Genomic DNA, 22,984 nt, shown 5'->3' on the forward strand with positions numbered 1-22,984 from the left:
CCGCACACACCGCATACCTGCGAGTAACGTGCGTCCCCCGCTCCCTCCTCTCCCTGCGGTCCGCCGCCACGGACCCGAGCCACGCAAGGAGCACCGGGATGGCCCACGACCTTTCCGACCCAGCCGGCCCAGCCGGCCCAGCCGCCTCTTCCGGCCCGTCCGCGCACGGACCGGCCCACCTCACCTACCCCTGGCAGCCACTGCCGCCCGAGCCGCCGAGACCCCGCCCCGTGCCGCACCGCGAGCCGGTCGGCCACCACAGCGACCTGCGGGTGCTGCGCGGCGCCTACCGCCTGCGGCGGCGCACCGCGACCCTCACCGCACTCGGCTACTTCACCCTGTTCCTGGTGCTGTCGGCGTTCGCCCCGGCCCTGATGACGAGCACGGTCGCCGACGGCGTACCCGCGGGCCTGCTCCTCGCGCTCCTCCAGCTTCCCGTCACCTGGCTGGCGATCGCCCTCTACGAGCACTCCGCGCGCCGCCACGTCGACCCGCTCGCCGACCGCATCCGCCGCACCGCCGAACTGGACGCCAGGCGCGGGGCCCAGCGGTGACCGGCTTCAGCGGCTCCGCCCAGTCCATGTCGCTGGTCGCCTTCACCGTCGTCGCGACACTCACCCTCCTGCTGTGCGTGATGACCGGCCCGGACCGCGACGACCTCGACGAGTTCTACACCGGCTACGGCTCCCTCTCCCCGCTCCGCAACGGCCTGGCGATCGCCGGCGACTACATCTCCGGGGCCGGCGTCCTCGCCACCGGCGGTGTGATCGCCCTGTGCGGCTACGACGGCGTCGTCCTCGCCCTCAGCACGGCCCTGTCACTGCTGCTGCTGATGTTCCTGCTGGCCGAACCGCTGCGCAACGCGGGCCGGTTCACCATGGGCGACGCACTGGCCCGCCGGATGCCCGGCCGCAGCGTACGGATCGCGGCCTGCGCGGTGACCATCGCCGCCCTGCTGCCGCTGATGCTGGTCCAGCTCGCCGGCGCCGGACAGCTGATGGCCTTCGTCCTCGGCTTCTCCAACGAGGCCGTGCAGACCGGCTGCGTCATCGGCCTCGGCGCCCTCATGATCAGCTACGCGGCCATCGGCGGCATGAAGGGCACCGCCCTCATCCAGATCCTGAAGATCGTGATGCTGCTCGGTTCCGGCACCGTGGTCGCCCTGCTGGTCCTGCACCGCTTCGCCTGGGACCCGGGCGCCCTGCTCGCCGCGGCGGCCCGGGGCAGCGGCGCCAAAACCGCCTACCTGCGCTCCGGCCTCCAGTTCACCGGCGGCCCCGCCCCCCGCCTCGACATGATCAGCTCGGAGCTGACCGTCGTCCTCGGCGGCGCCTGCCTGCCGCACATCACCATGCGCATGTACACCGCCTCCAGCGCCCGCCAGGTCCGCCGGTCGATGTCCTGGGCGGTGTCGTGCGTGGCCCTGTTCGTGCTGGTCGTCAGCGTCGTCGGCTTCGGCGCCACCGCCCTGGTCGGCCGCGCCGCCGTCACCGCCGCCGACCCGCAGGGCAACACCGCCTACCTGCTGGGCTCCCGCGCGGCCTTCGGCACCGACGTCTCGACGGCGGAGACCCTGCTCTTCACCACCGTCACCACGGCGATCTTCCTGACCCTGCTCGCCTCCGTCGCCGGCATGATCCTCGCCTGCGCCAACTCCCTCGCCCACGACGTCTTCGCGACCCGCGACCAGGAGATGCCGGCCCGCCGCGAGATGACCCTGGCCCGCGTCTCCGCGCTCGCCATAGGAGTCCCCACGATCCTGCTGGCGACCCTCGTGCAGCACCACAGCCTGCAGCCGCTGATCACCCTCTCCTTCTGCGTCGGCGCCTCCGCCCTCGCCCCCGCCCTGGTCTACGGCCTCTTCTGGCGCCGCTACACCCGCACCGGCCTGCTGTGCACCCTGCTCGGCGGCACCCTCGCCGTCCTGCTCCTGATGCCCGGCACCAATCTGGTCTCGGGCTCGCCGGGCGCCGCCTTCCCGCACGCCGACCTCAACTGGTTCCCCTTCACCACCACCGGCCCGGTCTCCATCCCGGCCGGGTTCTTCCTGGGCTGGCTGGGGACGGTGGCCTCCGGCCGGCACAAGGCCGCGGAACAGCGCCGGCAGTACGAGGCGGTGGAGGGGTGGATCCTGGCGGGGGCGGTACGAAGAAGCGACTGAGGGCGCGGCGGGAGCGCTATTCCGCCGCCGCGCGCCCCGTCAGGGTCATGAGGCTGTCCCGCATGTGGTCCATGTGCGCCTGCACGTCGTCCCAGGTCTCGCCGTGCTCGCGCAGCACCCGCTCGGTCTCCCGCGCGATCTGCTCCTCGCGGGCCCTGGCCTCCGCGAGAACCTCGCGGGCACGCTCCTCGGCCTCCTCCTCGGAGCGGCGCGCCGACTCCCCGGCCTCCTCCAGAGCCCGTTCCGCCTCCGCCAGGGCGGCCTCGGCGCGCGCGATGCGCTCGGCATTGTGCGCGTCGACGGCGGCGGCCCGCGCGGCCTCCTCGCGCTCCTCCTCGGCCCAGCGCTCCGCGTGCTCCTTGGCCAGCTCCGCGAGCATCGCGGTGGTGCGCTGCCGCATCTCGCGCAGGGCCGCAAGCGCCTCGCCCCGCTGCTCCTTGACCTCCAGACGGGCACTGATGCGGATGTCGTCCGCCTCGGCGCTCGCCGCGAGGAGCACCTGGCGGGCGCGTTCCTCGGTGTCCGCACGGAGCGCGTCGGCCCGCTCCCGTACCGCGTCGCACTCGCCGTCGGCGCGCGCCGCGGCCTCCACGACCCCCTCCGTCAGCTCGCGGCGGGCGCCCTCGCGCAGGGTCTTCGCCTCCTCCAGCACGAGCCGGAAGATCCGGTGCGCGCGGTCCCCGAGCGCCTCGTACGTCTGCGGCGGAAGCTCCTCGACCACGGCGCGCATCCGCTCGGCCTCCGCCTCCATCTCCTTGGCGAGCACGGTGAGCCGCGCGGCACGCTCCCACGCCGCGTCCCGGTCCTCACCCAGCTCCACCATGAACGCGTCGACCTGGTCGGGGCGGTAGCCACGCCCCCGGACGGTCACGAACTCGTACGGCGACATCGATGCGCTGCTCACCTGGAACCCCTCTCCGCCTGACCCGCACGAAATGATGATTTCGCGGACATCTTGATGGATCGGACGTAAGTGTTCATAACGCGACACTCCGCATGCCGCGCCGGAAACACCGCACGCCGTACCGGGAAGAGGGAAGCGCGCCTGGGGGCGCGCAAGCCCAACCGCGCGCCCCTCGGCAGCGGCCGGCACCCTCGCACCCACAGCCGATCCACGCGAAACCGGCGGACCCGCCGGACGCGACGCGCACGCACGCGCAGGGGCCGGCCAGGTCTCCCGACCCGACCGGCCCCCGTAAGGCCGTCCTACCCCCGCGCTACAGCAGCCCGTCCCACATCTGCTCCAGCAGCACCGACCACCAGCTCTCCGGCGAGCCGAGCGCCGCCGGGTCCAGGGAGGCCAACTGGGCCTGGAAGTCGACGGTCCAGCGACCCGCCTGCTCCTGGTTCAGGCCGAACCTGAGCCGCCACATCCGGCCCAGCAACGCCAGACAGCGGACGAACTCCGGCAGCCCCGTGTTCACGAACTGCGGCGGCACCGACGCCCCGCCCGGCCCCGCCTCCACGGGCACGGCCACGATGTTCGCGGTCCCGTACTGCACACAGACCGCCTTGCCGAAGTCGGTCCCCATCACGAGGTACGACGCCGCGTCCGGCGCCGGCTGCAACCCGCGCTCCTGCGCCAGCTCCGCCAGCGTCGGCACCGGCCGGCCCGGCTGCGCCTGCGCCCAGAAGAACGGCCCCATGTCCAGCGGCAGCCCCGCCGCCACCAGCGTGTGCGCCACGATCGGCGGCACGCCCTGGCGCGACACCGCCGCCTGCTCGAACCGGAACACCCCGGGACCGAACGCCGCGGCCAGCTCCTGCGCGACCGCCTCCGGCGGGATCGGCGGCGCCGCCTGCACCTGCGGCAGCGGCGCCCGCACCGGCGCGGGCCGCGCGGGACCCGCCGCCACCTGGTGCAACTCGCCCTGATGCGCCAGCAATTGCCGCATCCCCTGCTGCCGGCTCGCGTGATCCGTGCCGTACGGCGCGATGCTCGCCAGCCGCGCCTGCGGCCACTGCTCCCGGATCATCCGCGCACAGTACGCACCCGGCAGCTCACACGGCTCCAGCTCCGTGTGCAGCTCCAGCACCTGGTCCGGCGGCACGTTCATCGCCCGCAGCTCGTGGAAGATCTGCCACTCCGGGTGCGGCGTGCCCGGCGCCGAACGCCGGATCAGCTGCTGCTCCGAACCGTCCTGCGCCCGGTAGCGCAGCACCGCCTGATATCCCGGCCCGACCGTCGGCTGCCCCTGCTGCGGATAGCCGTAGGCCGGCGGCTGCTGCCCCGGCACGGGCTGACCGGGAACGGGCTGACCGGGAACAGGCTGACCGGGCGGCGGCATCGCACCGGCCGGCATCGGCGGCGGCATCTGCGGAGTGCCCGGCGGCCTGCCGGGGGCGGGCGGAGCACCCACCGGAGGCGCGGCCAGCACCGTCTCCGCGTGGTGCACCCCCGCGCCGCCCGCACCACCGGCAGAGCCCTGCGCGGGAGGCACGGGGGGCGTGGGAGAGGCGGCGGGGGCGCCCGGAGGCTGCGACGCGCCGGGGGCGAAGGGTGCGCCAGGGGCGCCCGGGGGCCGCTGCGCGCCGCCACCCATGCCGCTCGGGTCGGCCAGCATGGTGGCCGCACGATGAACGTCGCCCGGCGGCGGGCCGCCCGGAGCACCCGGCGCACCGGGCGAGTTGGGGGCGCCCGGCGGGGTCTGCGCGCCCGGCGCCGGTGCCGGGACTTCGGGCCCCTTGGCACCGGGCGCCGACACCATCTGCGTCGGCGCATAGCCAACCGCGGGCGGCTGAGGCCCACCCCCGGGGTGAGCACCCGGCGCTCCCGGCACTCCCGGCGCTCCTGGTACGCCCGGCGGCGGAGGCGGCGCACCGGCCCCGCCGCGCGCCCTGCGCGGAGGAGGCGCGGCCCGGCTCGTCGCGGCGTCCGCTATGTCACTGGCGTTCGGCGCGAACGGCCGGCCGGGAGCGGCCGGACCCGCCGGACCTGCCGGACCCGCCGGACCCGCCGACGGCTGGGGCACGCCCGGAGCACCGGCCGGCGCCTGCGGATAGCCGTAGCCCGGAGCGGCCGCGGCCTGCGGGTGGCCGTAGGAGGACGCGGGCGGCGTCGCGGGCGCCTCCGGGCGCGACGGCGCACTCGGCGAAGGTGCGCCGGGAGCCGCCGGCCCCTGCGGGTAGCCGTACGACGCGGCATCCCGCGGAGGCGACGGGGGCGTGCCGCCCTGCGCACGCGCCTCGTCGAGCGCCGGATTCACCGACGTGCGCGGCAGTTGGCTGCCGCCCGCCATCAGCGCCGTCTCGGCCTCTCCCAGGGCCCCGTCATCGGCATCGCTCAGCGGCGGTGCGAACACCGTCGCGGGCAACGGGACGGAACGGTCCTCGCCGGCATCGGCGTTGGTGTCGGTACCGGCCCAAGGAGTCCCACCGGCAGCCGCCGGCACCCCGGCCTGCGTCTCGGCGAGCCCAACGGAACCAGAACCGGAACCGGGAACCGGGCCAGCACCGGCGTCCGCACCGGCCGACGCCCCGTCACCCCCCGGCCGCCGATCCGGAATACCCATCTTGTCCGCCGCCTCCTGGAGCCACTCCGGCGGACTCAACAGGAACGACGTCTGGTTCAGGTCCACCCGGGCCGCGGGCGCCGGCACCGCGTCGGCGACCTCCGCCTCACGGCCGTACTCCTCCTCGTACCGGCGGATCACCTCACCCACCGGCAGCGCCGGCCACAGCGTGGCCTCACCGCTGTCACGGGCGATCACCAGCCGTTGCCCGCCCCCGTCCGACCGCGGACCCTCCGCACGGTCCTCGCCCCACACCACGAACCCGAGACCGAACTCCCGCACCCGCACCTCACGATGCTGGTACGCCGGGACGTCACCGTTGACCCACTCCTCCGCGCGCTCCTGCGCCTGCGCGAACGTCACCATGCCGGACCTCACTCCCCCGAGCCGGCCGAGGCCACCGGCACGGCACGCGCGAAACCACCGTCGACCATCAGGTTCGCCACCGTCTCCAACTCCGGCGGGGACCCCGCCAGCCGCGACAGGAACACGTCGAAGTCCTCACCGCACGGCAGCAGCAGACGCTCCACCCGCTCCGCCGGCGCCCACCCCGGATCCACGTCACGCGCGTCGTCGTACGCGCAGAACCACACCGAACCCAGCCGGTCCCCCTTGACCTTCACCGCCACCAGACCGCCCTGCACGAAACCGACGCCCAGGTAGTCCTTGGTGAGATGGTCGCGCAGGCACTTGTTCACGTACACGAGGTCGTTCACTGCCGCCTCGTCCCGAACCGTGAAGAACGGCTGGTCCACCAGCAGTCCGAGACCCGCGTCCAGGGCCGTCCCCACCGGCGCACAACCCCCCGCCGCCTTCAGGAACGAACGGTACGCACCCGGCAACCGGTACCCGAGATCCTCCTCGACCCCCTGCACCTGCGACTCCGACACCGCCACACCCGACTTCGGCAGCCCGAAGTGCGCCGGCCGCGTCTCCTGCAACGGCCGCGTCCCCCGCTTGTCGTGGTCCACCCGCGCCGTCGCCACCCCACCGTGGTGCCGCAGCAGCGCCTTCACCTCCACCGGCACCAGCTCCAGCCGCCGTGACCCCGCCACGTGGTGCCACGTCCAGCCGTGCGGAGTCGCCACCGCCGGCACCGTGTCCCACAGCTCATGACCGGAAGCCGCCAGCACCGCGTTCGCGGACACGAAGTCCGTCAGCCGCAACTCGTCGACACCGAAACCCTCCGGCGGATCGGCGATCTCCGCCGCCGCACGCGCGTAAGGCGAGAAATCGGGGTAACCACGCTCGTCGATCCGTACCCCTCTCGGGTGACGTGCCGCCCGAACCGGATCCGGGAAATGCACGACCTGCCCGGCATAGGCCGCGTTCGGCGGCACGGCCTGTCCCCCAGCCTGGCCGCTGGGCGGTGCCCCCAGCCCGAGCCGACCTGTCGTCATGACCGATGCCCCCTGCGGCACTCTGTACGAACCGGCATCACACCCCTGCGGCGCGGCACGGCCCGTATCCGGCTGTCTCTCCCACGTCCCGGACGCGTCGACCGCGCCCGTCCCGGTTGCCGACAGCCTATGCGGTACACGAACCCCGGTCACCGGCCCTCCGGTTCCGTGACCAGCCGTCACCCCAACGTGACAGCCTGCCCAGACCCGGGCGTGTCGCGCCGCCCCAGCTACCGCACCCGCCACGGGATTTGGCAGTCTGTGACTTTCGGGGGGATGCCCGGGAGGGGAAGACGATCATGAACACCACACAGACGGGACCACACACCGCCATGTCCGGCGCCACCCACGGCGCCACCAACGGCGACCCCCGCATCGGCTGGAGCAGCAACGAAATACCTCCCGCCCCCACCCTCCAGCACCGCCGCGACGGCATCCTGCCCACCGTCGCCGCCGCGCTCTCCGTCCGCGGCGCCACCCTCACCGGCACCGCCGCCCGCGGCGACCAGCCGCCCCCGCTGCACCCGCTGGTCCAGGAGTTCCTCGACTCCCTCCCCAGCGGACAGCGCGACCGCTTCACCGGCCGCTGCGCCGAGGCCATCCTCATCTCACGGCACCTCAGCACCGCCGACAGCGCCCGCAGCAAACGCGCCGCCCGCAAACCCATGACCAACGGCGAAGCCCGCAAATCCCTCAAGCAGGCCAAACTCACCGCCCGCCGCATACGCGAGGACGGCGACCCCCTGCACGGCAGCTTCGCCGCCCCCTGCCGGGCCTGCGCCGCCCTCACCGCCCACTTCGGCGTCCGCGTCGTCGACCCCACCACCGACGACGCCTGACCCACACCCCCACGCGCCACACACCCGCACCCGCACAGCAACCAGGACGATCGAAGGGCAGATGCACGCCGACCGCACCACCTCCACACGCTTCTCCGTGCCCGTCGACGCAGCCCTGCGCGCCGCCGGCTGGCAACCCGGACGCTGGGACATAAAGCAGGCCGAAGTATGGGCCGACACCCTGCGCGACCACGCCTCACCCGCCGGACACCGGCACGCCGTCTTCCCCGCCGCCGTGGAAGCCTGGGCCGAATTCGGCGGCCTCCACATCAACCCCACCGGCACCGGCCGCCAGATCGCCCCCGCCACCCTCCACCTCGACCCCCTCCACGGCCTCCACCTCGCCCGCACCCTCGGCGACCTCGGCCGCGCCCTCGACACCCAGATCTGCCCCCTCGGCGCCGAGACCGACACCCACTCCGTCCTCGCCATCGACGCCGAAGGCCGCATCTACACCCTCGACCACACCGGCGACTGGTACGTCGGCCCCGACATCGACCACGCCCTCACCACCCTCATCGCAGGCGTCGAACCCCAACGCCTCACCACCCAGCCCTAGGGACTGCCCAGCAGTCACGCCGCCGGAATCACCGCCGACACCCGGAAACCCCCCGCATCCGTCGGCCCCGACACGAACACCCCACCCAGCCCCAGCACCCGCTCACGCATCCCCACCAGACCGTTCCCACCCGACGGCAGGCCCGCGGCCGCCGCGGACGCCGGCTCCGGCGGCGGCTCGTTCTCCACCTGCATCGCGATCTCCGCCACCCGATGCGCCAACCGCACATGCGTCTTCGCACCCGCCGCATGCTTGTGCACGTTCGTCAACGCCTCCTGCACCACCCGGAACGCCGTCTGCTCGATCACCGCCGCATACGACCGCACATCCCCCTCGACGGACAGATCCACCACCATCCCCGCCGCCGCCGACTGCCCCACCAGCACCTCAAGCTCCGACAGCCACGGCCCCTCCTCCTCCACCGCCACCCGCGAAGCCGCCGCCGCGGCCGCCACCCCCACCGCAGCCAACGGCACCGCAACCGACGCCGAAGCCGCAGTCGCAGACGTACGCCGCTGAGCCGCCTCCCCCGAACGCAACACCCCCAGCATCTCCCGCAACTCCGTCAACGCCTGCCGCCCCATGTCCCCCACCAGCGCCGCGTTCCGCACCGCCTTCTCCGGATCCTTCCGCGCCACTGCCTGCAACGCCGCCGCATGCACCACCATCAACGACACCCGGTGCGCCACCACGTCATGCATCTCCCGCGCGATCCGCGTCCGCTCCTCACCCCGCGCCCACTCCGCACGCTCCTCCGCCCGCTCCGCCAGCAACTGAAGCTCCCGCTCCAGACTGTCCGCCCGCTCCCGCAGGCTCTCCATCAACCGCCGCCGCGCCCCCACGTACAACCCCCACAGCACCGGAGGCGCCGTCAGCCCCAACGACGTCGCCAGCGACGCGAACGGAACGAACCAGTCCCCCAGCGTCAGATCCCCCCGCGCCATGCTCTGCCGCACCCGCACGAACGTCACGATCAACGTCCCCAGGAACGTCATCCCCGCCAGCGCCACGATGATCCGCCGCGGCAGCTCCGCCGCCGCCAGCGTGTACAGGCCGACGATCCCCATCAGGAAACCCATCTGGGCCGGCGTGATCGCGATCGCCACCAGCACCACCGCGATCGGCCACTTCCGGCGCAGCACCAGCACCGAACCGGCCAGCAAACCGAACACGATCCCCACCGACACCGGGATCCCCGCGTCCCGCGCGAACGGAATCCCCTCCGCGGCGCACTCCAGCGCCGACACCAGCGCGAGCCCCACGTCCAGCACCGCACTACGCCACCGCACCCACCACCACGGCCCGGTCAAGGCCGTCGCGTGGTCTGCCCCCGTCGTGGTCATGCCTCCAGCCTACGGGCGCGAGGGTGGGCTTTTCCGGTGAGTTTCGTCTACTCGCCTACACCACACTCCGTAACCGAACAACACCGAAACCCACCAGAATCCCTCGAACTACTGAACCACTCACGTTCGACCCCGGAACCGACCATTCCGCCCGGACGGTATGCCCATGGCACATCCACACAGCAAATACCGGGACTTCGAGGGGCTGCGGGAGCAGGCGGTGGCGCTGCGGCGCGGCGGCTACAGCCTTCGGCAGATCCGGGACGAACTGAAGATCTTCAACAACGACATCCTCAACCAGCTGGTGAAAGGGGAGCCCCCGCCCGAGTGGACCAAGCGACCGAACGCGAAGGACGACTTGCGGGCCAGGGCCCGGGAGTTGCGACTGCAGGGCTGGACGTACGACCAGATCGAGATGGAGCTGGGCTGTTCGAGGAGCTCGGTTTCGCTGTGGGTCCGGGATCTGCCGCGCCCGAGCCCCGTTACACACCGGAAGAGCAGCGTGCACTCATGCAGGAGGACTCGCGAAGCGCCGCGCGGCTGACGACGAGGAGCGGAAGAAGACCAGGGCCGGGGCTCATCAGGAGATCGGCACGATGACGGACCGCGAGCTGTTCATGGCAGGTGTCGCGCTGTACTGGGCCGAGGGCTCGAAGAGCAAACCGTACGACCGACGAGAGCGGGCGATCTTCGTAAACAGCGACCCGGGTGTCATCCGCGTCTACCTCGCCTGGCTCGACCTTCTGGAGGTGGAGCGCGAGAGGCTGGGTTTCAGGCTGCTCATCCACGAATCGGCCGACGTCGAAGCGGCGCACCGGTTCTGGGCGGGGATCGCGGACGTCGACCCGGCGGTCTTCGCCAGGCCGACCCTCAAGAGGCACAACCCGAAGACCGTCCGCAAGAACACCGGCGACGATTATCACGGCTGCCTGACCATCGGGGTTGCCCGCAGCGCCCACTTGTACAACCGGATCGAAGGCTGGTGGAACGGAATCGTGGCTCAGGCCGAGGCACGTCTCCGGTAAGGTCAGGAGCGCTGTCCCCCGTGGTGTAACTGGCAGCACACTGGTTTTTGGTACCAGCAGGACAAGGTTCGAATCCTTGCGGGGGAGCCACAGCACACAAGACCTCGGTTCGGGCCCTGACAGCTCCGTCAGGGCCCGCTCTCATGTCGCCCCTGAAACGCCCCGGTATCCTGCGGATGTCACCCCCGTCCAAGAAGCCGAAGGGCAACCCCGTGAGCGCCATTCGCCCGGCAGCCGTCGTCGTTCTCGCAGCGGGTGAGGGCACCCGTATGAAGTCGGCCACACCCAAGGTCCTGCACGACATCTGCGGCCGTTCCCTGGTGGGTCATGTGCTCGCCGCCTCCCGCGAGTTGGACCCCGAGCACCTGGTCGTCGTGGTCGGCCACGCGCGTGAGCAGGTCGCCGCGCATCTCGGCGAGGTCGACGCCGGCGTCCGTACGGCTGTGCAGGAGCAGCAGAACGGCACCGGGCACGCGGTGCGGATGGCGTTGGAGGAGCTGGGCGGGTCGGTCGAGGGGACCGTGGTCGTGGTGTGCGGGGACACTCCGCTGCTGACCGGGGAGACGCTGACGCGGCTGACCGGTACGCATCACGGTGACGGGAACGCCGTGACGGTGCTGACCGCCGAGGTGCCGGACGCGACGGGTTACGGCCGTATCGTGCGGGACGCCGTTTCGGGGGCCGTGACGGCGATCGTGGAGCACAAGGACGCAACCGACGAGCAGCGGGCGATCCGGGAGATCAATTCCGGGGTGTTCGCGTTCGACGGCCGGCTGCTGGCGGACGCGCTGGGGAAGGTGCGGACGGACAACAGCCAGGGTGAGGAGTACCTGACCGACGTGCTGGGGATCCTGCGGGAGGCCGGGCACCGGGTGGGGGCCTCGGTGGCGGACGACCACCGCGAGATCGCCGGGATCAACAACCGGGTGCAGCTGGCGGAGGCGCGGCGGATCCTCAACGACCGGCTGCTGGAGCGGGCGATGCTGGACGGCGTGACGGTCGTGGACCCGGCGACGACGTGGGTGGACGTGACCGTGACGTTCGAGCAGGACGCCGTCGTGCTTCCGGGGACGCAGCTGCTCGGTTCGACGCACCTCGCCCGGGGTGCCGAGGTCGGGCCGAACAGCCGGCTGAAGGACACCCGGGTCGGCGCGGGGGCGCGGGTGAGCAACACGGTGTCCGATTCCGCTCATGTCGGTGCGGACGCGAGCGTGGGACCGTATGCCTATCTGCGGCCGGGGACCCGGTTGGGGGCGAAGGGCAAGATCGGTACGTACGTGGAGACGAAGAACGCGTCGATCGGGGAGGGGACGAAGGTTCCGCATCTGTCGTATGTGGGTGATGCGACGATCGGCGAGTATTCGAACATCGGTGCGGCGAGTGTGTTTGTGAACTACGACGGTGAGAGCAAGCACCACACGACGGTCGGGTCGCACTGCAAGACGGGTTCGGACAACATGTTTGTGGCGCCTGTCACGGTCGGGGACGGTGCGTACACCGCTGCCGGGTCCGTGATCACGAAGGATGTGCCGCCCGGTTCGTTGGCCGTGGCCCGCGGTCAGCAGCGGAATATCGAGGGTTGGGTGGCTCGGAAGCGTCCGGGGAGTGCGGCGGCGAAGGCTGCCGAGGTGGCTTCCCGGCGGGGCGTGAGCGAGGACTGACCGGAAACAGGTGCGCCGAAGACGTCGTACCGTGATAAGTGCACACCCGCACCTAACCAGCTGTTTCGCCCTTCCGCGTCAGGCACTCGGGGCGCGGAAGATCCAGCTGTACGGCTGAGACACCTCTGAGGAGACAGTGCTGTGACCGGGATCAAGACGACCGGCGAGAAGAAGATGATGTTCTTCTCCGGCCGCGCCCACCCCGAGCTTGCCGAGGAGGTCGCCCACCAGCTGGGTGTCGGGGTCGTCCCGACGAAGGCCTTCGACTTCGCGAACGGCGAGATCTACGTCCGTTATCAGGAGTCGGCGCGTGGTGCCGACTGTTTCGTGATCCAGAGCCACACGGCTCCGATCAACCAGTGGATCATGGAGCAGTTGATCATGATCGACGCGTTGAAGCGGGCGTCGGCGCGGTCCGTCACGGTGATTGTGCCGTTCTACGGTTACGCGCGGCAGGACAAGAAGCACCGGGGTCGTGAACCGATCTCGGCGCGGCTGATCGCGGATCTGATGAAGACGGCGGGCGCGGACCGGATCCTGACCGTGGATCTGCACACGGACCAGATCCAGGGTTTCTTCGACGGTCCGGTGGACCACCTGTTCGCGCTTCCGCTGCTCGCGGACTACGTGGGCACGAAGGTGGACAAGGACAAGCTGACGATCGTGTCTCCGGACGCCGGCCGGGTGCGGGTGGCGGACCGCTGGTGCGACCGTCTGGGCGCGCCTCTCGCCATCGTGCACAAGCGGCGTGACAAGGACGTGGCGAACCAGGTGACCGTCCACGAGGTCGTGGGTGAGGTCAAGGGCCGGGTGTGTGTTCTGGTCGACGACATGATCGACACGGGCGGCACGATCTGTGCGGCGGCGGACGCGTTGTTCGCGCACGGTGCGGAGGACGTCATCGTGACGGCGACGCACGGTGTGCTGTCGGGTCCGGCGGCGGACCGGTTGAAGAACTCGCGGGTGAGTGAGTTCGTGCTGACGAACACGTTGCCGACGCCGGGTGAGCTGAGCCGGGATCTGGACAAGATCACGGTGTTGTCGATCGCGCCGACGATCGCGAGTGCGGTGCGTGAGGTGTTCGAGGACGGTTCGGTGACGAGCCTGTTCGACGAGCAGTGAGCAGCGGGCGGTATCCAGCGCGCAGTGAGCTGTAAAAACGCTTCTGCATGATCGTCCGCGTCCGGCGGACACTGATCGATTTCTCCGTGGCCTCCCTCGCCGAGTAGACTTCTCCAGTTGCTCGGCGAGGGAGGCCACGCCTCCGTTATCGACGCGCTCTTCGTAGCAGGCCGTTCGTGGCCGGGTGACCACGTCCGTTCCTATCTCTACGAGGAGTGATCACCATGTCCGAGGTGAAGATCACCGCCAGCACGCGCACCGAGTTCGGCAAGGGTGCCGCGCGCCGTATCCGTCGTGACAGCAAGGTTCCCGGTGTCCTGTACGGCCACGGTTCGGACCCGCTCCACCTGACCCTGCCGGGCCACGACCTGCTGCTCGCGCTGCGTACGCCGAACGTCCTGATCTCCCTCGACATCGACGGCAAGTCGAACGAGCTGGCGATCCCGAAGTCCGTGCAGCGTGACCCGATCAAGGGCTTCCTGGAGCACGTCGACCTGCTGCTGGTCAAGCGCGGCGAGAAGGTCACGGTCGAGATCCCGGTGCACACCGAGGGCGAGCTGGCTCCCGGCGGCTACCTGCTGGAGCACGTGCTCAACGCGCTGCCGGTCGAGGCCGAGGCCACGCACATCCCCGAGGCCGTCACCGTCTCCGTCGAGGGCCTGGAGGCCGGCGCCTCCGTCCTCGCCAAGGACATCACCCTCCCGAAGGGCACCACGCTGGCCGTCGAGGAGGACGCGGTCGTCCTCCAGGTGCTGGCCGCGCAGGCGGAGGAGGCCCCGGAGGGCGAGGCCGCCGAGGGCGAAGAGGCCGCCGAGGCCTGATCCTCACCTTCGTTTCATCGTTCGTCAGCCGCTGCTTCCTCCCGGGAGCGGCGGCTGGCGCGTATCAAGGAGACATGGACGTGACCACCCCCACCGGGGCCTCCCCCGCCAACGCCCCCTGGCTGATCGTCGGGCTCGGTAATCCCGGGCCGGAGTACGCGATGAACCGGCACAACGTCGGGTTCATGGTCGCGGACCTGCTCGCCGACCGGATCGGCGGGAAGTTCAAGCGGGCGGGGAAGGCTCAGGCGCAGGTCGTGGAGGGGCGGCTCGGGGCGCCGGGGCCGGGCAGCCGGCGGGTGGTGCTGGCCAAGCCGATGTCGTTCATGAATCTCTCCGGTGGCCCGGTGAACGCGCTGCGCGACTTCTACAAGGTGCCGGTCGCCAACATCGTCGCGGTCCATGACGAGCTGGACATCGACTACGGCGTGCTCCGCCTCAAGCTGGGCGGCGGCGACAACGGGCACAACGGGCTGAAGTCGATGACGAAGGCGATGGGCCCGGACTATCACCGGGTGCGGTTCGGGATCGGGCGGCCTCCGGGTCGTATGCAGGTCGCGGACTTCGTGCTGAAGGACTTCTCCTCGGCCGAGCGCAAGGAACTGGACTACTTCGTGGACCGGGCCGCCGACGCGGTGGAGGCGCTGGTCGCCGAGGGTCTTGAGCGGGCGCAAAGCTCGTACAACTCCTGACTTGTCCCCCGCTCGTCCCTACGGCAGTTGACCGGCCGTGGGGACATGGCCAATGATCCCGGCCATGCCTGCTGCCTCCGCCTCTTCCTCCCGTACGGCCCCGGTCGACGTGTTGCGTGTCCTGTTGATGGGGGCGGTCGCCGTGCTGATCCTGGTCGCCGGGGTGTGGGGGTCGTGGGGCACCGCGCAGGACGTGATGCTGACGAAGGGCAAGGAGCGGGGCACGGTGACGGTGTCGGCGTGCGGTGCCGACACCTGCACGGGGCCGTTCGCGCCTGCCTCGGCCGGCGCGTCGAGGCGGGCGAGTGTCGTGCTCGACAAGTCGGTCGGGGTGCGCAAGGGGCAGACGTACGACGTGATCGTGAAGCCCGGTACCGGGGATGTGGTCCGGTCGGGGACGGCCGGTGTGCTGTACGCGTGGGTGCCGCTGGGCGGTGCGTTGCTGCTGGCGTCGGTGGTGGTGGCCGGGGGGCTGCGGCTGCGGCGGGTGGCGTGGGTGCTGGGGGTTTCGGGGATCGCGCTGCTCACGGCGGCGTTCGCCGCGTTGCAGTAGGACGACCGGTGCCCCCGGGGTCGTGGTACGACCCCGGGGGCACCGTCATGTCTGGCTGATGGGCGTCAGCCGGTGTTGCGCAGGCCCGCTGCCACGCCGTTGACGGTGAGGAGCAGGGCGCGGGCGAGGAGCGGGTCGGCCGGTTCGCCTGCGGCTGCCGCCTCGCGCTGGCGCTTGAGCAGGGTGACCTGGAGGTAGGAGATCGGGTCCAGGTAGGCGTCGCGGATGGCGAAGGTCTGCTTGAGGACCGGGGTGGCGTCGAGGAGCTCGGCCTCACCGGTGATCTTCAGGACCTCGGCGACGGTCAGGGCGTGCTCTTCGCGGATGGTGTCGAAGACGTGCTTGAGCTCGTCGGGGACGAGGGTGTCGACGTAGTGCTGGGCGATCCGCAGGTCGGTCTTGGCGAGGGTCATCTCGACGTTGGAGATGAAGTTGCGGAAGAAGTGCCACTGTTCGTGCATCTCGTCGAGGACGCCCTCTCCGCCCAGTGTCGCGGTCAGGCCGGCCTCGCGCAGGGCCTTGAGGCCGGAGCCGACGCCGAACCAGCCGGGGACGATCTGCCGGGACTGGGTCCAGCCGAACACCCAGGGGATGGCGCGCAGGCCGTCGAGCGAGACGCCGGAGCCGGGGCGGCGGGAGGGCCGGGAGCCCAGGTGCAGGTCGGCGAGCTGGTCCACCGGGGTCGACGCGAGGAAGTACGTCGGCAGGTCCGGGTCCTCCACCAGGCGGCGGTAGGCCGCGTGGGCGGCGTCGGAGACGATGTCCATGGCGGCGTCCCAGCGGGCCAGGGCCTCCACGGACTGGCGGGGGGCGGTGTGCAGGGCGGAGGCCTGCAGGGTGGCCGCGACGGTCAGTTCCAGGTTCTCCCGGGCGAGGGAGGGGATGAGGTACTTGTCGGAGATGACCTCGCCCTGTTCGGTGACCTTGATCTCGCCCTCCAGGGTGCCCCAGGGCTGGGCGAGGATGGCGTCGTGGGAGGGGCCGCCGCCGCGGCCGACGGTGCCGCCGCGGCCGTGGAAGAGGCGCAGGCGTACGCCGTAGCGGTGGGCGACGTCGCGCAGCCTGCGCTGGGCGCGGTGGATCTCCCACTGGCTGGTGGTGATGCCGCCGAACTTGGAGGAGTCGGAGTAACCGAGCATGACCTCCTGGACGTCCCCGCGCAGTGCCACCAGGCGGCGGTAGGAGGGGTCGGAGAGCATGTCCTCCAGGATGGTGTCGGCGGCCTTGAGCTCGTCGGTGGTCTCCAGGAGGGGGACGATGCCGATCCTGGCCCAGCCGGCGTGCAGGTCGATCAGTCCGGCCTCGCGGGCGAGGACGGCGGCGGCGAACACGTCGTCGGCGCCCTGGCACATCGAGATGATGTAGGACTCGACGACCTCGGGGCCGAAGATCTCCAGGGCCTTCTTCACCGTCTCGAAGACCCCGAGGGTCTTGGCGCCCGCCGCGTCGACGGGCGCCGGGGTGGGGGCGAGCGGCCGGCGGGAGCGGAGTTCCTTGGCGAGGAGCCTGGTGCGGTAGTCGCGGGGCATGTCGGCGTAGCGCCAGGATTCCTCGCCGAGGCGGTCGAAGAGCTGGCCGAGGGCGTGGTGGTGGGCGTCGGCGTGTTCGCGGACGTCCATGGTGGCGAGCTGGAGGCCGAAGGCGGCCAGGGTGCGGATGGTGCGGGCCAGGCGGCCGTCGGCGAACAGGCCGCCGCGGTGTTCGCGCAGGGAGGTCTGGATCAGGCGCAGGTCGGCGAGGAGTTCGGCGGTGCCGAGGTAGTCGCGGCCGGGTTCGTGCGGGGTGCCGGTGGCCAGGCGCTGCTTGGTGTTGGTGAGCTTCTGCCGGATGCAGGTGGCCTTGAGGCGGTAGGGCTCCTCGGCGTTGAGGCGCTTATAGCGGGGGCTGATCTCGGGGAGCAGCTCCAGGTCGGCCTGGAGGGACTGGAGGAGTTCCTCGGTGGCGCCGGTGTAGCGGATGGAGTTGGAGAGGAAGCCGCGCAGCTCGTCGATCATCTCCAGGGCGTCGTTGATGCCGTGTTCGTGCTGGAGGATGAGGACGTCCCAGGTGACCTGGGGGGTGACGTTGGGGTTGCCGTCGCGGTCGCCGCCGATCCAGGTGCCGAAGGTGAGGGGGCGGGTGTCGTCGGGGAGCTTCACGCCGACCCGCTCCAGCTCCGCCGTGAGGTCCTCCAGGACGTCGCCGACCGCGTCGGCGTGCAGCTCGTCCAGGTAGTAGATGGCGTTGCGGGCCTCGTCTGCGGGTTCCGGGCGGACGACGCGCAGCTCGTCGGTCTGCCAGACGAGGTCGATGTTCTCGGCGAGGCGGACGTCGGTGCGGCGGCGGTCGGACTCGATGACCGGGGTGTCCAGGAGCGCGGCGATGCGCCGGAGCTTGTTGAGGACGGAGCGGCGTGCGGCCTCGGTGGGGTGGGCCGTGAACACCGGGCGGACGTTGAGGTTCTGCACGGTCTCGCGCAGGTGCTCGGGGTCGGCGTCCTTGAGCCGGTCGGCGGTGCGGGCGAGGAGGCCGCCCTCGGCGGCGCGGCGGGCGCGCAGCTCGCGGCCGCGGTGCACCTGCTCGGTGACGTTGGCGAGGTGGAAGTAGGTGGAGAAGGCGCGTACCAGCTTGGCGGCGGTCTCCAGTTCGGTGCCGCGCAGCAGTGCGGCGGCTGCCTCGCCGTCCTCGCGGGTGAGGCGGCGGACCTTCTCGACGAGCTCCAGCAGCTCGGGGCCCTCTTGGCGGACGAGGGTCTCGCCGAGGAGGTCGCCCAGTCGGCGGATGTCGGCGCGCAGCTCACTGCCGGTCGTGGTGGTCTGGTCGTCGGCACTGCTCACAGGTGCGGCTCCTTGCAGTGTTGAAGCTCGTCTGGAGGGAACCCTTCCGTCGGCCGGGCGGCAGGTGGCGCCTGTCCGCATAGCGGCCGGACATCAGGGAAGGAAACAGAGCGGACCGCGCTGTCCGACCGACTCCAAGGATAGGTGTCCATGAGGACGCGCAGGTGCTGGGGCTCTTGCCGTGAGACGCCCCGCTGCCATACTTACGTCGCCGTAGGTTACGGAACCGTAGGGAAGCTTCTTGCCGTCCCGTTCGGTCGCCGCGGATCGGCGCATCTCTCAACCCTCGACCCCACAGGGGACGCGTATGACCTCCTCTCATCCCGATGTGATCGAAGACCCCCGGAAGGCGGCCGACACCGCACCCCCGTCCGCCACCCTGGGGGGTGAGCGGAAGGGTTCGCTGGAGCAGGTCACCCTGCTTCTGTTCATCGTCGTGCCGTTCCTCGCGCTGCTGGCGGCGGTGCCGCTGGCGTGGGGCTGGGGGGTGAGCTGGCTCGACCTGGGCCTGATGGTGTTCTTCTACTACCTCGGCTGCCATGGTGTGACCATCGGTTACCACCGCTACTTCACCCACGGTTCCTTCAAGGCGAAACAGCCGCTCAGGATCGCGCTGGCGATCGCCGGGTCGATGGCGGTCGAGGGCCCGCTGGTGCGCTGGGTGGCCGACCACCGCAAGCACCACAAGTTCTCCGACGCCGAGGGCGACCCGCACTCGCCGTGGCGGTACGGCGAGACCGTGCCGGCGCTGATCAAGGGCCTGTGGTGGGCGCACATCGCCTGGATGTTCGACGAGGAGCGGACTCCGCAGGACAAGTACGCGCCGGATCTGGTCAAGGACCCGGCGATCCGGGCGATCTCCCGGCAGTTCATCTACTGGACCGTGCTCTCCCTGGCGCTGCCGCCGCTGATCGGCGGGCTGGTGACGATGTCCTGGTGGGGTGCGTTCACCGCGTTCTTCTGGGGTTCACTCGTCCGGGTGGCGCTGCTGCACCATGTGACGTGGTCGATCAACTCGATCTGCCACGCGGTGGGCAAGCGGCCGTTCAAATCCCGGGACCGCTCGGGCAACGTGTGGTGGCTGGCGGTCCTGTCGTGCGGCGAGTCCTGGCACAACCTGCACCATGCCGACCCGACGTCCGCGCGGCACGGGGTGGAGCGCGGCCAGATCGACTCGTCGGCGCGGATCATCCGCTGGTGCGAGCAGCTGGGCTGGGCGTACGACGTGCGCTGGCCGTCACGCTCGCGTATCGATTCGCGCCGTAACACCGGGGAAGGCGGCTCTCCGCGGGGGGCCGAGGCCGCGAAGGCGGCATGATTGACGCCGTGGCGACCGACTCCAGCACCCCCAGCACCGACAAACAGCGGCGGGCGCGTCGTACCCGTATGACCGGTGCGGAGCGCCGCCAGCAGCTGCTGGAGATCGGTCGCACCCTCTTCGCGACGAAGGGGTTCGAGGGCACGTCGGTGGAGGAGATCGCGGCGAAGGCCGGGGTGTCCAAGCCGGTGGTGTACGAGCACTTCGGCGGCAAGGAGGGCCTGTACGCCGTGGTGGTCGACCGGGAGATGCGGCGGCTGCTGGACATGGTGACCGGCTCGCTCACGGCCGGGCACCCGCGGGAGCTGTGCGAGCAGGCGGCGTTCGCGCTGCTCGACTACATCGAGGAGTACACGGACGGGTTCCGGATCCTGGTCCGGGACTCCCCCATCCCGCAGTCGACGGGTTCCTTCGCCTCGCTCATCTCGGACATCGCGACCCAGGTGGAGGACATCCTGGGCCGCGAGTTCAAGAGCCGCGGCTTCGACCCCAAGCTGGCCCCGCTGTACGCGCAGGCGCTGGTGGGGATGGTCGCGCTGACCGGCCAGTGGTGGCTGGACGTGCGCCGCCCGAAGAAGGCGGAGGTGGCCGCCCACCTGGTGAACCTGGCCTGGCACGGCCTGGACGGCCTGGAGCAGAAGCCGCGGCTGATAGGGCACCGCAAGGCGTGAGCCCTGCGGGCCGCGCGCAGTATGCGCATCAGTGCTTGAAGATGTCCTTCATCTTCTCCTTGGCCTGGCGGGCGTCACCCTTGGACTGCTCCAGGCGCCCTTCGGCCTCCAGGGGAACGTCACGGGTCGCGCGCCCGCCGACCTCCTTGGTCTTGCCCTTGATCTGTTCCTTCTTGCCCTTGGCCTTCTGGTGTCCTGACACCGTCGATCCCTCCTGAGGCGGATAGGTACGTGGGGTCATTGCTTCGGGTAACCAGGAGCGGGCCGGGGCAAACGGGGGCTCAGGGCGCCGGTTCCAGGAACTCCAGGCGGTTGCCGACGGGGTCCTGGGAGTAGAAGCGGCGGTGTCCGGGGAGGTCGTGGTCCCAGGTGACGGGGGCGCCGCCGGCTTCGAGCCGTTCGGCGTAGGCCTCGATGTCCGTGACCCGCAGTCCCGGGTGGGCCTGGAGGGCGGGCCGGAAGGCGGCCTCGACCCCCAGGTGCAGGTGGACGGTCCCGGCCCGGAACCAGCAGCCGCCGCGCGCCGCGAGCACGGGCGGCTTGGGGATCTCGGTCATGCCGAGGAGGTCGACGTAGTAGGCCCGCAGCAGGTCCTCCGAGCCGGGCGGTGCGGCGAGCTGGACGTGGTCGAGGGCGGTGAGCATCAGGCGTCCTCCTTGCGGGCGACGGCGAAGAGGCGGCGGAAGGGCAGGAGCGTGCCGTAGGGGGCGCTCGGGTAGGCCTCCCGGAGCAGGTCGCGGTAGTCGGCGACGAAGGCGTCCCGGGCCTCGGGGTCGTCGCCGAGGGCGGTGAGGACGGGGCGCAGCCCGGTGCCCTTGACCCAGTCAAGGACAGGGTCCTCGCCGGTCAGGACGTGCAGGTAGGTGGTCTCCCAGACGTCGGTGGCGCAGCCGAGGCGGGCGAGCCGGTCGAGGTAGGCGGCGGGCGGGTGGACGGAGTCCTCGTGGCGCAGCACGTCGGCGAGCCGGGCCTTCCAGCGGGGCGTGGCGGCGAGCTCGCGCATCAGGGCGTGCAGGGGCGCGTCGATGTTGTTGGGCACCTGGAAGGCGAAGGTGCCGCCGGGGGCGAGCGCGTCGAGCCAGTCGGCGAAGCGGTCCAGGTGACCGGGGACCCACTGGAGTGCCGCGTTGGACACGATCAGGTCGTACGGCCGTTCGGGCGCCCAGGTGCGCAGGTCGGCGTGGGCGAAGTCCAGGCGGCCGCCGCCGGGGGTGGGGCCGGCGTGGTCGACCTCGGCCTTGTCGAGCATCGCGGTCGAGTTGTCGTAGCCGGTGATGCGCGCGGTGGGCCAGCGGTCGGCGAGGACGGCGGTGACGTTGCCGGGGCCGCAGCCGAGGTCGGCGATGGCCGGGGGGTCGCCGGGGAGGCCGGGGACGTGGGCGAGGAGGTCGGCGAAGGCGCGGGCGCGGTGGCCGGAGTGGCGGAGGTACTGGGCGGGGTCCCAGGCAGGAGTCGTCATGTCCTCCACCTTCCCCGGGCATATATCTCGATGTCAAGAGACTCGACATCAAGAGACTTCACGTCGACACAACCACTACACTGATCGCCATGGAGGACGAGGTCGATCGGCTGGTCGCTGCGTGGCGCCGGGAGCGCCCGGACCTCGACGTGGAACCGCTCGAGGTGCTCAGCCGGGTGAGCCGACTGGCGCGGCACCTGGACCGGGCACGTCGGCTGGCCTTCGCCGAGCACAGCCTGGAGCCCTGGGAGTTCGACGTGCTCACCGCGCTCAGGCGCGCCGGCACGCCGTACCAGCTCTCCCCCGGCCAGCTGCTGACCCAGACCCTGGTCACCTCGGGGACGATGACCAACCGCATCGACCGGCTGGCCAAGAAGGGCCTGGTCGAGCGGCTGCCGGATCCGAGCGACCGGCGTGGCGTGCTGGTCCGGCTGACCACCGAGGGCCAGGACCGCGCGGACCAGGCCCTGGCGGGCCTGCTCGACCAGGAGCGGGCGATCCTCGGCGAGCTCTCCCCCGCACAGCGGGCGGAACTCGCCGGGCTGCTGCGCCAGCTGACGGCGCCGTTCGACAACATCCCCGGCTAGGCGCTCCGCTGGAAGCGCCGCTTTTCGGTGCCTTTCGGCTGCCGCGCCGTCGTGACTGGTCGCGCAGTTCCCCGCGCCCCTGACGGGGGCACTGCCGGACCGCGGCTGACTGCACCTGGAAGCGCCGCTTTTCGGTGTCTTTCGGCTGCGGCGCCGTCGTGGCTGGTCGCGCAGTTCCCCGCGCCCCTGACGGGGCACTGCCGGACCGCGGCTGACTGCACCTGCAAGCGCCGCACCTCGGCGCCTCTCGGCTGCCGCGCCGTCGTGGCTGGTCGCGCAGTTCCCCGCGCCCCTGACGGGGCACTGCCGGACCGCGGCTGACTGCACCTGCAAGCGCCGCACTCCGGTGCCTCTCGGCTGCCGCGCCGTCGTGGCTGGTCGCGCAGTTCCCCGCGACCCTGACGGGGCACTGCCGGATCGCCACAGTTCCCGCGTCCCTTGCGGG

The 22,984-nt window shown here is 71.3% G+C and carries 20 protein-coding genes, 1 tRNA gene and 1 pseudogene; 14 read left to right on the forward strand and 8 right to left on the reverse strand.

Translation table 11 applies throughout. The annotated features are described in order from the left end of the window. The first annotated feature begins 98 nt into the window (after positions 1 to 98). Complete coding sequence (locus tag ACZ63F_RS07160; protein WP_469709517.1) at positions 99 to 554, forward strand: DUF485 domain-containing protein; 456 nt, start codon at positions 99 to 101, stop codon at positions 552 to 554. Then, the gene (locus tag ACZ63F_RS07165; protein ID WP_469709519.1) at positions 551 to 2,161 is read left to right on the forward strand and encodes a sodium/solute symporter; all 1,611 of its coding nucleotides are present in this window, start codon (positions 551 to 553) and stop codon (positions 2,159 to 2,161) included. Before ACZ63F_RS07160 ends, ACZ63F_RS07165 begins: the two co-directional genes overlap by 4 nt. Before the next feature lie 16 nt (positions 2,162 to 2,177). On the opposite strand, the gene ACZ63F_RS07170 is transcribed toward ACZ63F_RS07165, so the two are convergent. From ACZ63F_RS07170 to ACZ63F_RS07180, 3 genes are all read right to left on the reverse strand, one after another. Beyond that, the gene (locus ACZ63F_RS07170; RefSeq protein ID WP_469709521.1) at positions 2,178 to 3,065 is read right to left on the reverse strand and encodes a cellulose-binding protein; all 888 of its coding nucleotides are present in this window, start codon (positions 3,063 to 3,065) and stop codon (positions 2,178 to 2,180) included. A gap of 313 nt (positions 3,066 to 3,378) precedes the next feature. Then, entirely contained in the window at positions 3,379 to 6,039 is a 2,661-nt protein-coding gene (locus ACZ63F_RS07175; RefSeq protein ID WP_469709523.1) for an SUKH-4 family immunity protein, read from the reverse strand. 8 nt (positions 6,040 to 6,047) lie between these two features. Beyond that, on the reverse strand, positions 6,048 to 7,073 hold the full coding sequence (locus tag ACZ63F_RS07180; RefSeq protein ID WP_469709526.1) for an SMI1/KNR4 family protein: 1,026 nt from the start codon (positions 7,071 to 7,073) through the stop codon (positions 6,048 to 6,050). 299 nt (positions 7,074 to 7,372) lie between these two features. Here ACZ63F_RS07180 and ACZ63F_RS07185 point away from each other — a divergent pair, with 299 nt between their 5' ends. Together ACZ63F_RS07185 and ACZ63F_RS07190 are read left to right on the forward strand one after the other, a co-directional pair. Then, the gene (locus tag ACZ63F_RS07185) at positions 7,373 to 7,912 is read left to right on the forward strand and encodes a YwqJ-related putative deaminase (RefSeq protein WP_469709528.1); all 540 of its coding nucleotides are present in this window, start codon (positions 7,373 to 7,375) and stop codon (positions 7,910 to 7,912) included. A gap of 61 nt (positions 7,913 to 7,973) precedes the next feature. Then, entirely contained in the window at positions 7,974 to 8,471 is a 498-nt protein-coding gene (locus tag ACZ63F_RS07190; protein WP_469709530.1) for an SUKH-3 domain-containing protein, read from the forward strand. Positions 8,472 to 8,485: 14 nt separating this feature from the next. Here the strand turns inward: ACZ63F_RS07190 and ACZ63F_RS07195 are convergent, their stop codons facing one another. After that, complete coding sequence (locus tag ACZ63F_RS07195; protein ID WP_469709532.1) at positions 8,486 to 9,814, reverse strand: sensor histidine kinase; 1,329 nt, start codon at positions 9,812 to 9,814, stop codon at positions 8,486 to 8,488. 166 nt (positions 9,815 to 9,980) lie between these two features. On the opposite strand from ACZ63F_RS07195, the pseudogene ACZ63F_RS07200 reads away from it, so the two are divergent. The 7 genes and pseudogenes from ACZ63F_RS07200 (at position 9,981) to ACZ63F_RS07230 (ending at position 15,688) form a co-directional block, all read left to right on the forward strand. Beyond that, positions 9,981 to 10,839: pseudogene (locus ACZ63F_RS07200) on the forward strand (hypothetical protein). A gap of 14 nt (positions 10,840 to 10,853) precedes the next feature. Next, positions 10,854 to 10,929, forward strand: a tRNA-Gln gene (locus tag ACZ63F_RS07205). 122 nt (positions 10,930 to 11,051) lie between these two features. Continuing rightward, positions 11,052 to 12,500 carry a bifunctional UDP-N-acetylglucosamine diphosphorylase/glucosamine-1-phosphate N-acetyltransferase GlmU gene (glmU, locus tag ACZ63F_RS07210; RefSeq protein ID WP_469709533.1) on the forward strand — a complete coding sequence of 483 codons (1,449 nt, stop codon included), beginning with the start codon at positions 11,052 to 11,054 and terminating at the stop codon, positions 12,498 to 12,500. 141 nt (positions 12,501 to 12,641) lie between these two features. Continuing rightward, positions 12,642 to 13,622, forward strand: a complete 981-nt coding sequence (locus ACZ63F_RS07215; RefSeq protein WP_294004061.1) for a ribose-phosphate diphosphokinase — start codon at positions 12,642 to 12,644, stop codon at positions 13,620 to 13,622. Between the two features lie 224 nt (positions 13,623 to 13,846). After that, on the forward strand, positions 13,847 to 14,443 hold the full coding sequence (locus ACZ63F_RS07220; RefSeq protein WP_469709534.1) for a 50S ribosomal protein L25/general stress protein Ctc: 597 nt from the start codon (positions 13,847 to 13,849) through the stop codon (positions 14,441 to 14,443). Positions 14,444 to 14,517: 74 nt separating this feature from the next. Continuing rightward, positions 14,518 to 15,135, forward strand: coding sequence for an aminoacyl-tRNA hydrolase (gene pth, locus ACZ63F_RS07225; RefSeq protein WP_352366917.1), 618 nt, complete (start codon positions 14,518 to 14,520; stop codon positions 15,133 to 15,135). A 52-nt stretch (positions 15,136 to 15,187) separates the two neighbouring features. Further along, positions 15,188 to 15,688 (forward strand): hypothetical protein, encoded by a 501-nt coding sequence (locus ACZ63F_RS07230; protein ID WP_469709535.1) that lies wholly within the window; start codon positions 15,188 to 15,190, stop codon positions 15,686 to 15,688. 65 nt (positions 15,689 to 15,753) lie between these two features. Here the strand turns inward: ACZ63F_RS07230 and ppc are convergent, their stop codons facing one another. Continuing rightward, positions 15,754 to 18,504 carry a phosphoenolpyruvate carboxylase gene (gene ppc, locus ACZ63F_RS07235; protein WP_469709536.1) on the reverse strand — a complete coding sequence of 917 codons (2,751 nt, stop codon included), beginning with the start codon at positions 18,502 to 18,504 and terminating at the stop codon, positions 15,754 to 15,756. Positions 18,505 to 18,811: 307 nt separating this feature from the next. On the opposite strand from ppc, the gene ACZ63F_RS07240 reads away from it, so the two are divergent. Beyond that, positions 18,812 to 19,822 (forward strand): acyl-CoA desaturase, encoded by a 1,011-nt coding sequence (locus ACZ63F_RS07240; RefSeq protein WP_469709537.1) that lies wholly within the window; start codon positions 18,812 to 18,814, stop codon positions 19,820 to 19,822. Next, positions 19,819 to 20,493, forward strand: coding sequence for a TetR family transcriptional regulator (locus ACZ63F_RS07245; RefSeq protein ID WP_469709538.1), 675 nt, complete (start codon positions 19,819 to 19,821; stop codon positions 20,491 to 20,493). Before ACZ63F_RS07240 ends, ACZ63F_RS07245 begins: the two co-directional genes overlap by 4 nt. A gap of 28 nt (positions 20,494 to 20,521) precedes the next feature. Here ACZ63F_RS07245 and ACZ63F_RS07250 read toward each other — a convergent pair whose 3' ends face one another. The 3 genes from ACZ63F_RS07250 to ACZ63F_RS07260 all read right to left on the reverse strand — a co-directional run bounded on the left by ACZ63F_RS07250 (position 20,522) and on the right by ACZ63F_RS07260 (position 21,952). Next, positions 20,522 to 20,695: a CsbD family protein gene (locus ACZ63F_RS07250; RefSeq protein WP_351957296.1), complete on the reverse strand. Its 174-nt coding sequence runs from the start codon at positions 20,693 to 20,695 to the stop codon at positions 20,522 to 20,524. Between the two features lie 79 nt (positions 20,696 to 20,774). Then, positions 20,775 to 21,137 carry a VOC family protein gene (locus ACZ63F_RS07255; protein ID WP_469709539.1) on the reverse strand — a complete coding sequence of 121 codons (363 nt, stop codon included), beginning with the start codon at positions 21,135 to 21,137 and terminating at the stop codon, positions 20,775 to 20,777. Beyond that, positions 21,137 to 21,952 carry a trans-aconitate 2-methyltransferase gene (locus ACZ63F_RS07260; RefSeq protein WP_469709540.1) on the reverse strand — a complete coding sequence of 272 codons (816 nt, stop codon included), beginning with the start codon at positions 21,950 to 21,952 and terminating at the stop codon, positions 21,137 to 21,139. The genes ACZ63F_RS07255 and ACZ63F_RS07260 overlap by 1 nt, the downstream gene beginning before the upstream one ends. Positions 21,953 to 22,041: 89 nt before the next feature. Between ACZ63F_RS07260 and tamR the strand changes: the two genes are divergently transcribed. Then, positions 22,042 to 22,539, forward strand: coding sequence for a MarR family transcriptional regulator TamR (gene tamR / locus ACZ63F_RS07265; RefSeq protein ID WP_352366911.1), 498 nt, complete (start codon positions 22,042 to 22,044; stop codon positions 22,537 to 22,539). Positions 22,540 to 22,984 lie beyond the last annotated feature (445 nt).

It is taken from the genome of Streptomyces sp. NPDC104761 (assembly GCF_055583445.1).

Bases quoted from the DNA above. Each gene is read 5' to 3' on its own strand.
- ACZ63F_RS07160 (WP_469709517.1), top strand. From the start codon at position 99: ATGGCCCACGACCTTTCCGACCCAGCCGGCCCAGCCGGCCCAGCCGCC.
- ACZ63F_RS07175 (WP_469709523.1), bottom strand. From the start codon at position 6,039: ATGGTGACGTTCGCGCAGGCGCAGGAGCGCGCGGAGGAGTGGGTCAAC.
- ACZ63F_RS07180 (WP_469709526.1), bottom strand. From the start codon at position 7,073: ATGACGACAGGTCGGCTCGGGCTGGGGGCACCGCCCAGCGGCCAGGCT.
- ACZ63F_RS07185 (WP_469709528.1), top strand. From the start codon at position 7,373: ATGAACACCACACAGACGGGACCACACACCGCCATGTCCGGCGCCACC.
- ACZ63F_RS07190 (WP_469709530.1), top strand. From the start codon at position 7,974: ATGCACGCCGACCGCACCACCTCCACACGCTTCTCCGTGCCCGTCGAC.
- ACZ63F_RS07195 (WP_469709532.1), bottom strand. From the start codon at position 9,814: ATGACCACGACGGGGGCAGACCACGCGACGGCCTTGACCGGGCCGTGG.
- ACZ63F_RS07220 (WP_469709534.1), top strand. From the start codon at position 13,847: ATGTCCGAGGTGAAGATCACCGCCAGCACGCGCACCGAGTTCGGCAAG.
- pth (WP_352366917.1), top strand. From the start codon at position 14,518: ATGGACGTGACCACCCCCACCGGGGCCTCCCCCGCCAACGCCCCCTGG.
- ACZ63F_RS07230 (WP_469709535.1), top strand. From the start codon at position 15,188: ATGATCCCGGCCATGCCTGCTGCCTCCGCCTCTTCCTCCCGTACGGCC.
- ACZ63F_RS07240 (WP_469709537.1), top strand. From the start codon at position 18,812: ATGACCTCCTCTCATCCCGATGTGATCGAAGACCCCCGGAAGGCGGCC.
- ACZ63F_RS07245 (WP_469709538.1), top strand. From the start codon at position 19,819: ATGATTGACGCCGTGGCGACCGACTCCAGCACCCCCAGCACCGACAAA.
- ACZ63F_RS07255 (WP_469709539.1), bottom strand. From the start codon at position 21,137: ATGCTCACCGCCCTCGACCACGTCCAGCTCGCCGCACCGCCCGGCTCG.
- ACZ63F_RS07260 (WP_469709540.1), bottom strand. From the start codon at position 21,952: ATGACGACTCCTGCCTGGGACCCCGCCCAGTACCTCCGCCACTCCGGC.
- tamR (WP_352366911.1), top strand. From the start codon at position 22,042: ATGGAGGACGAGGTCGATCGGCTGGTCGCTGCGTGGCGCCGGGAGCGC.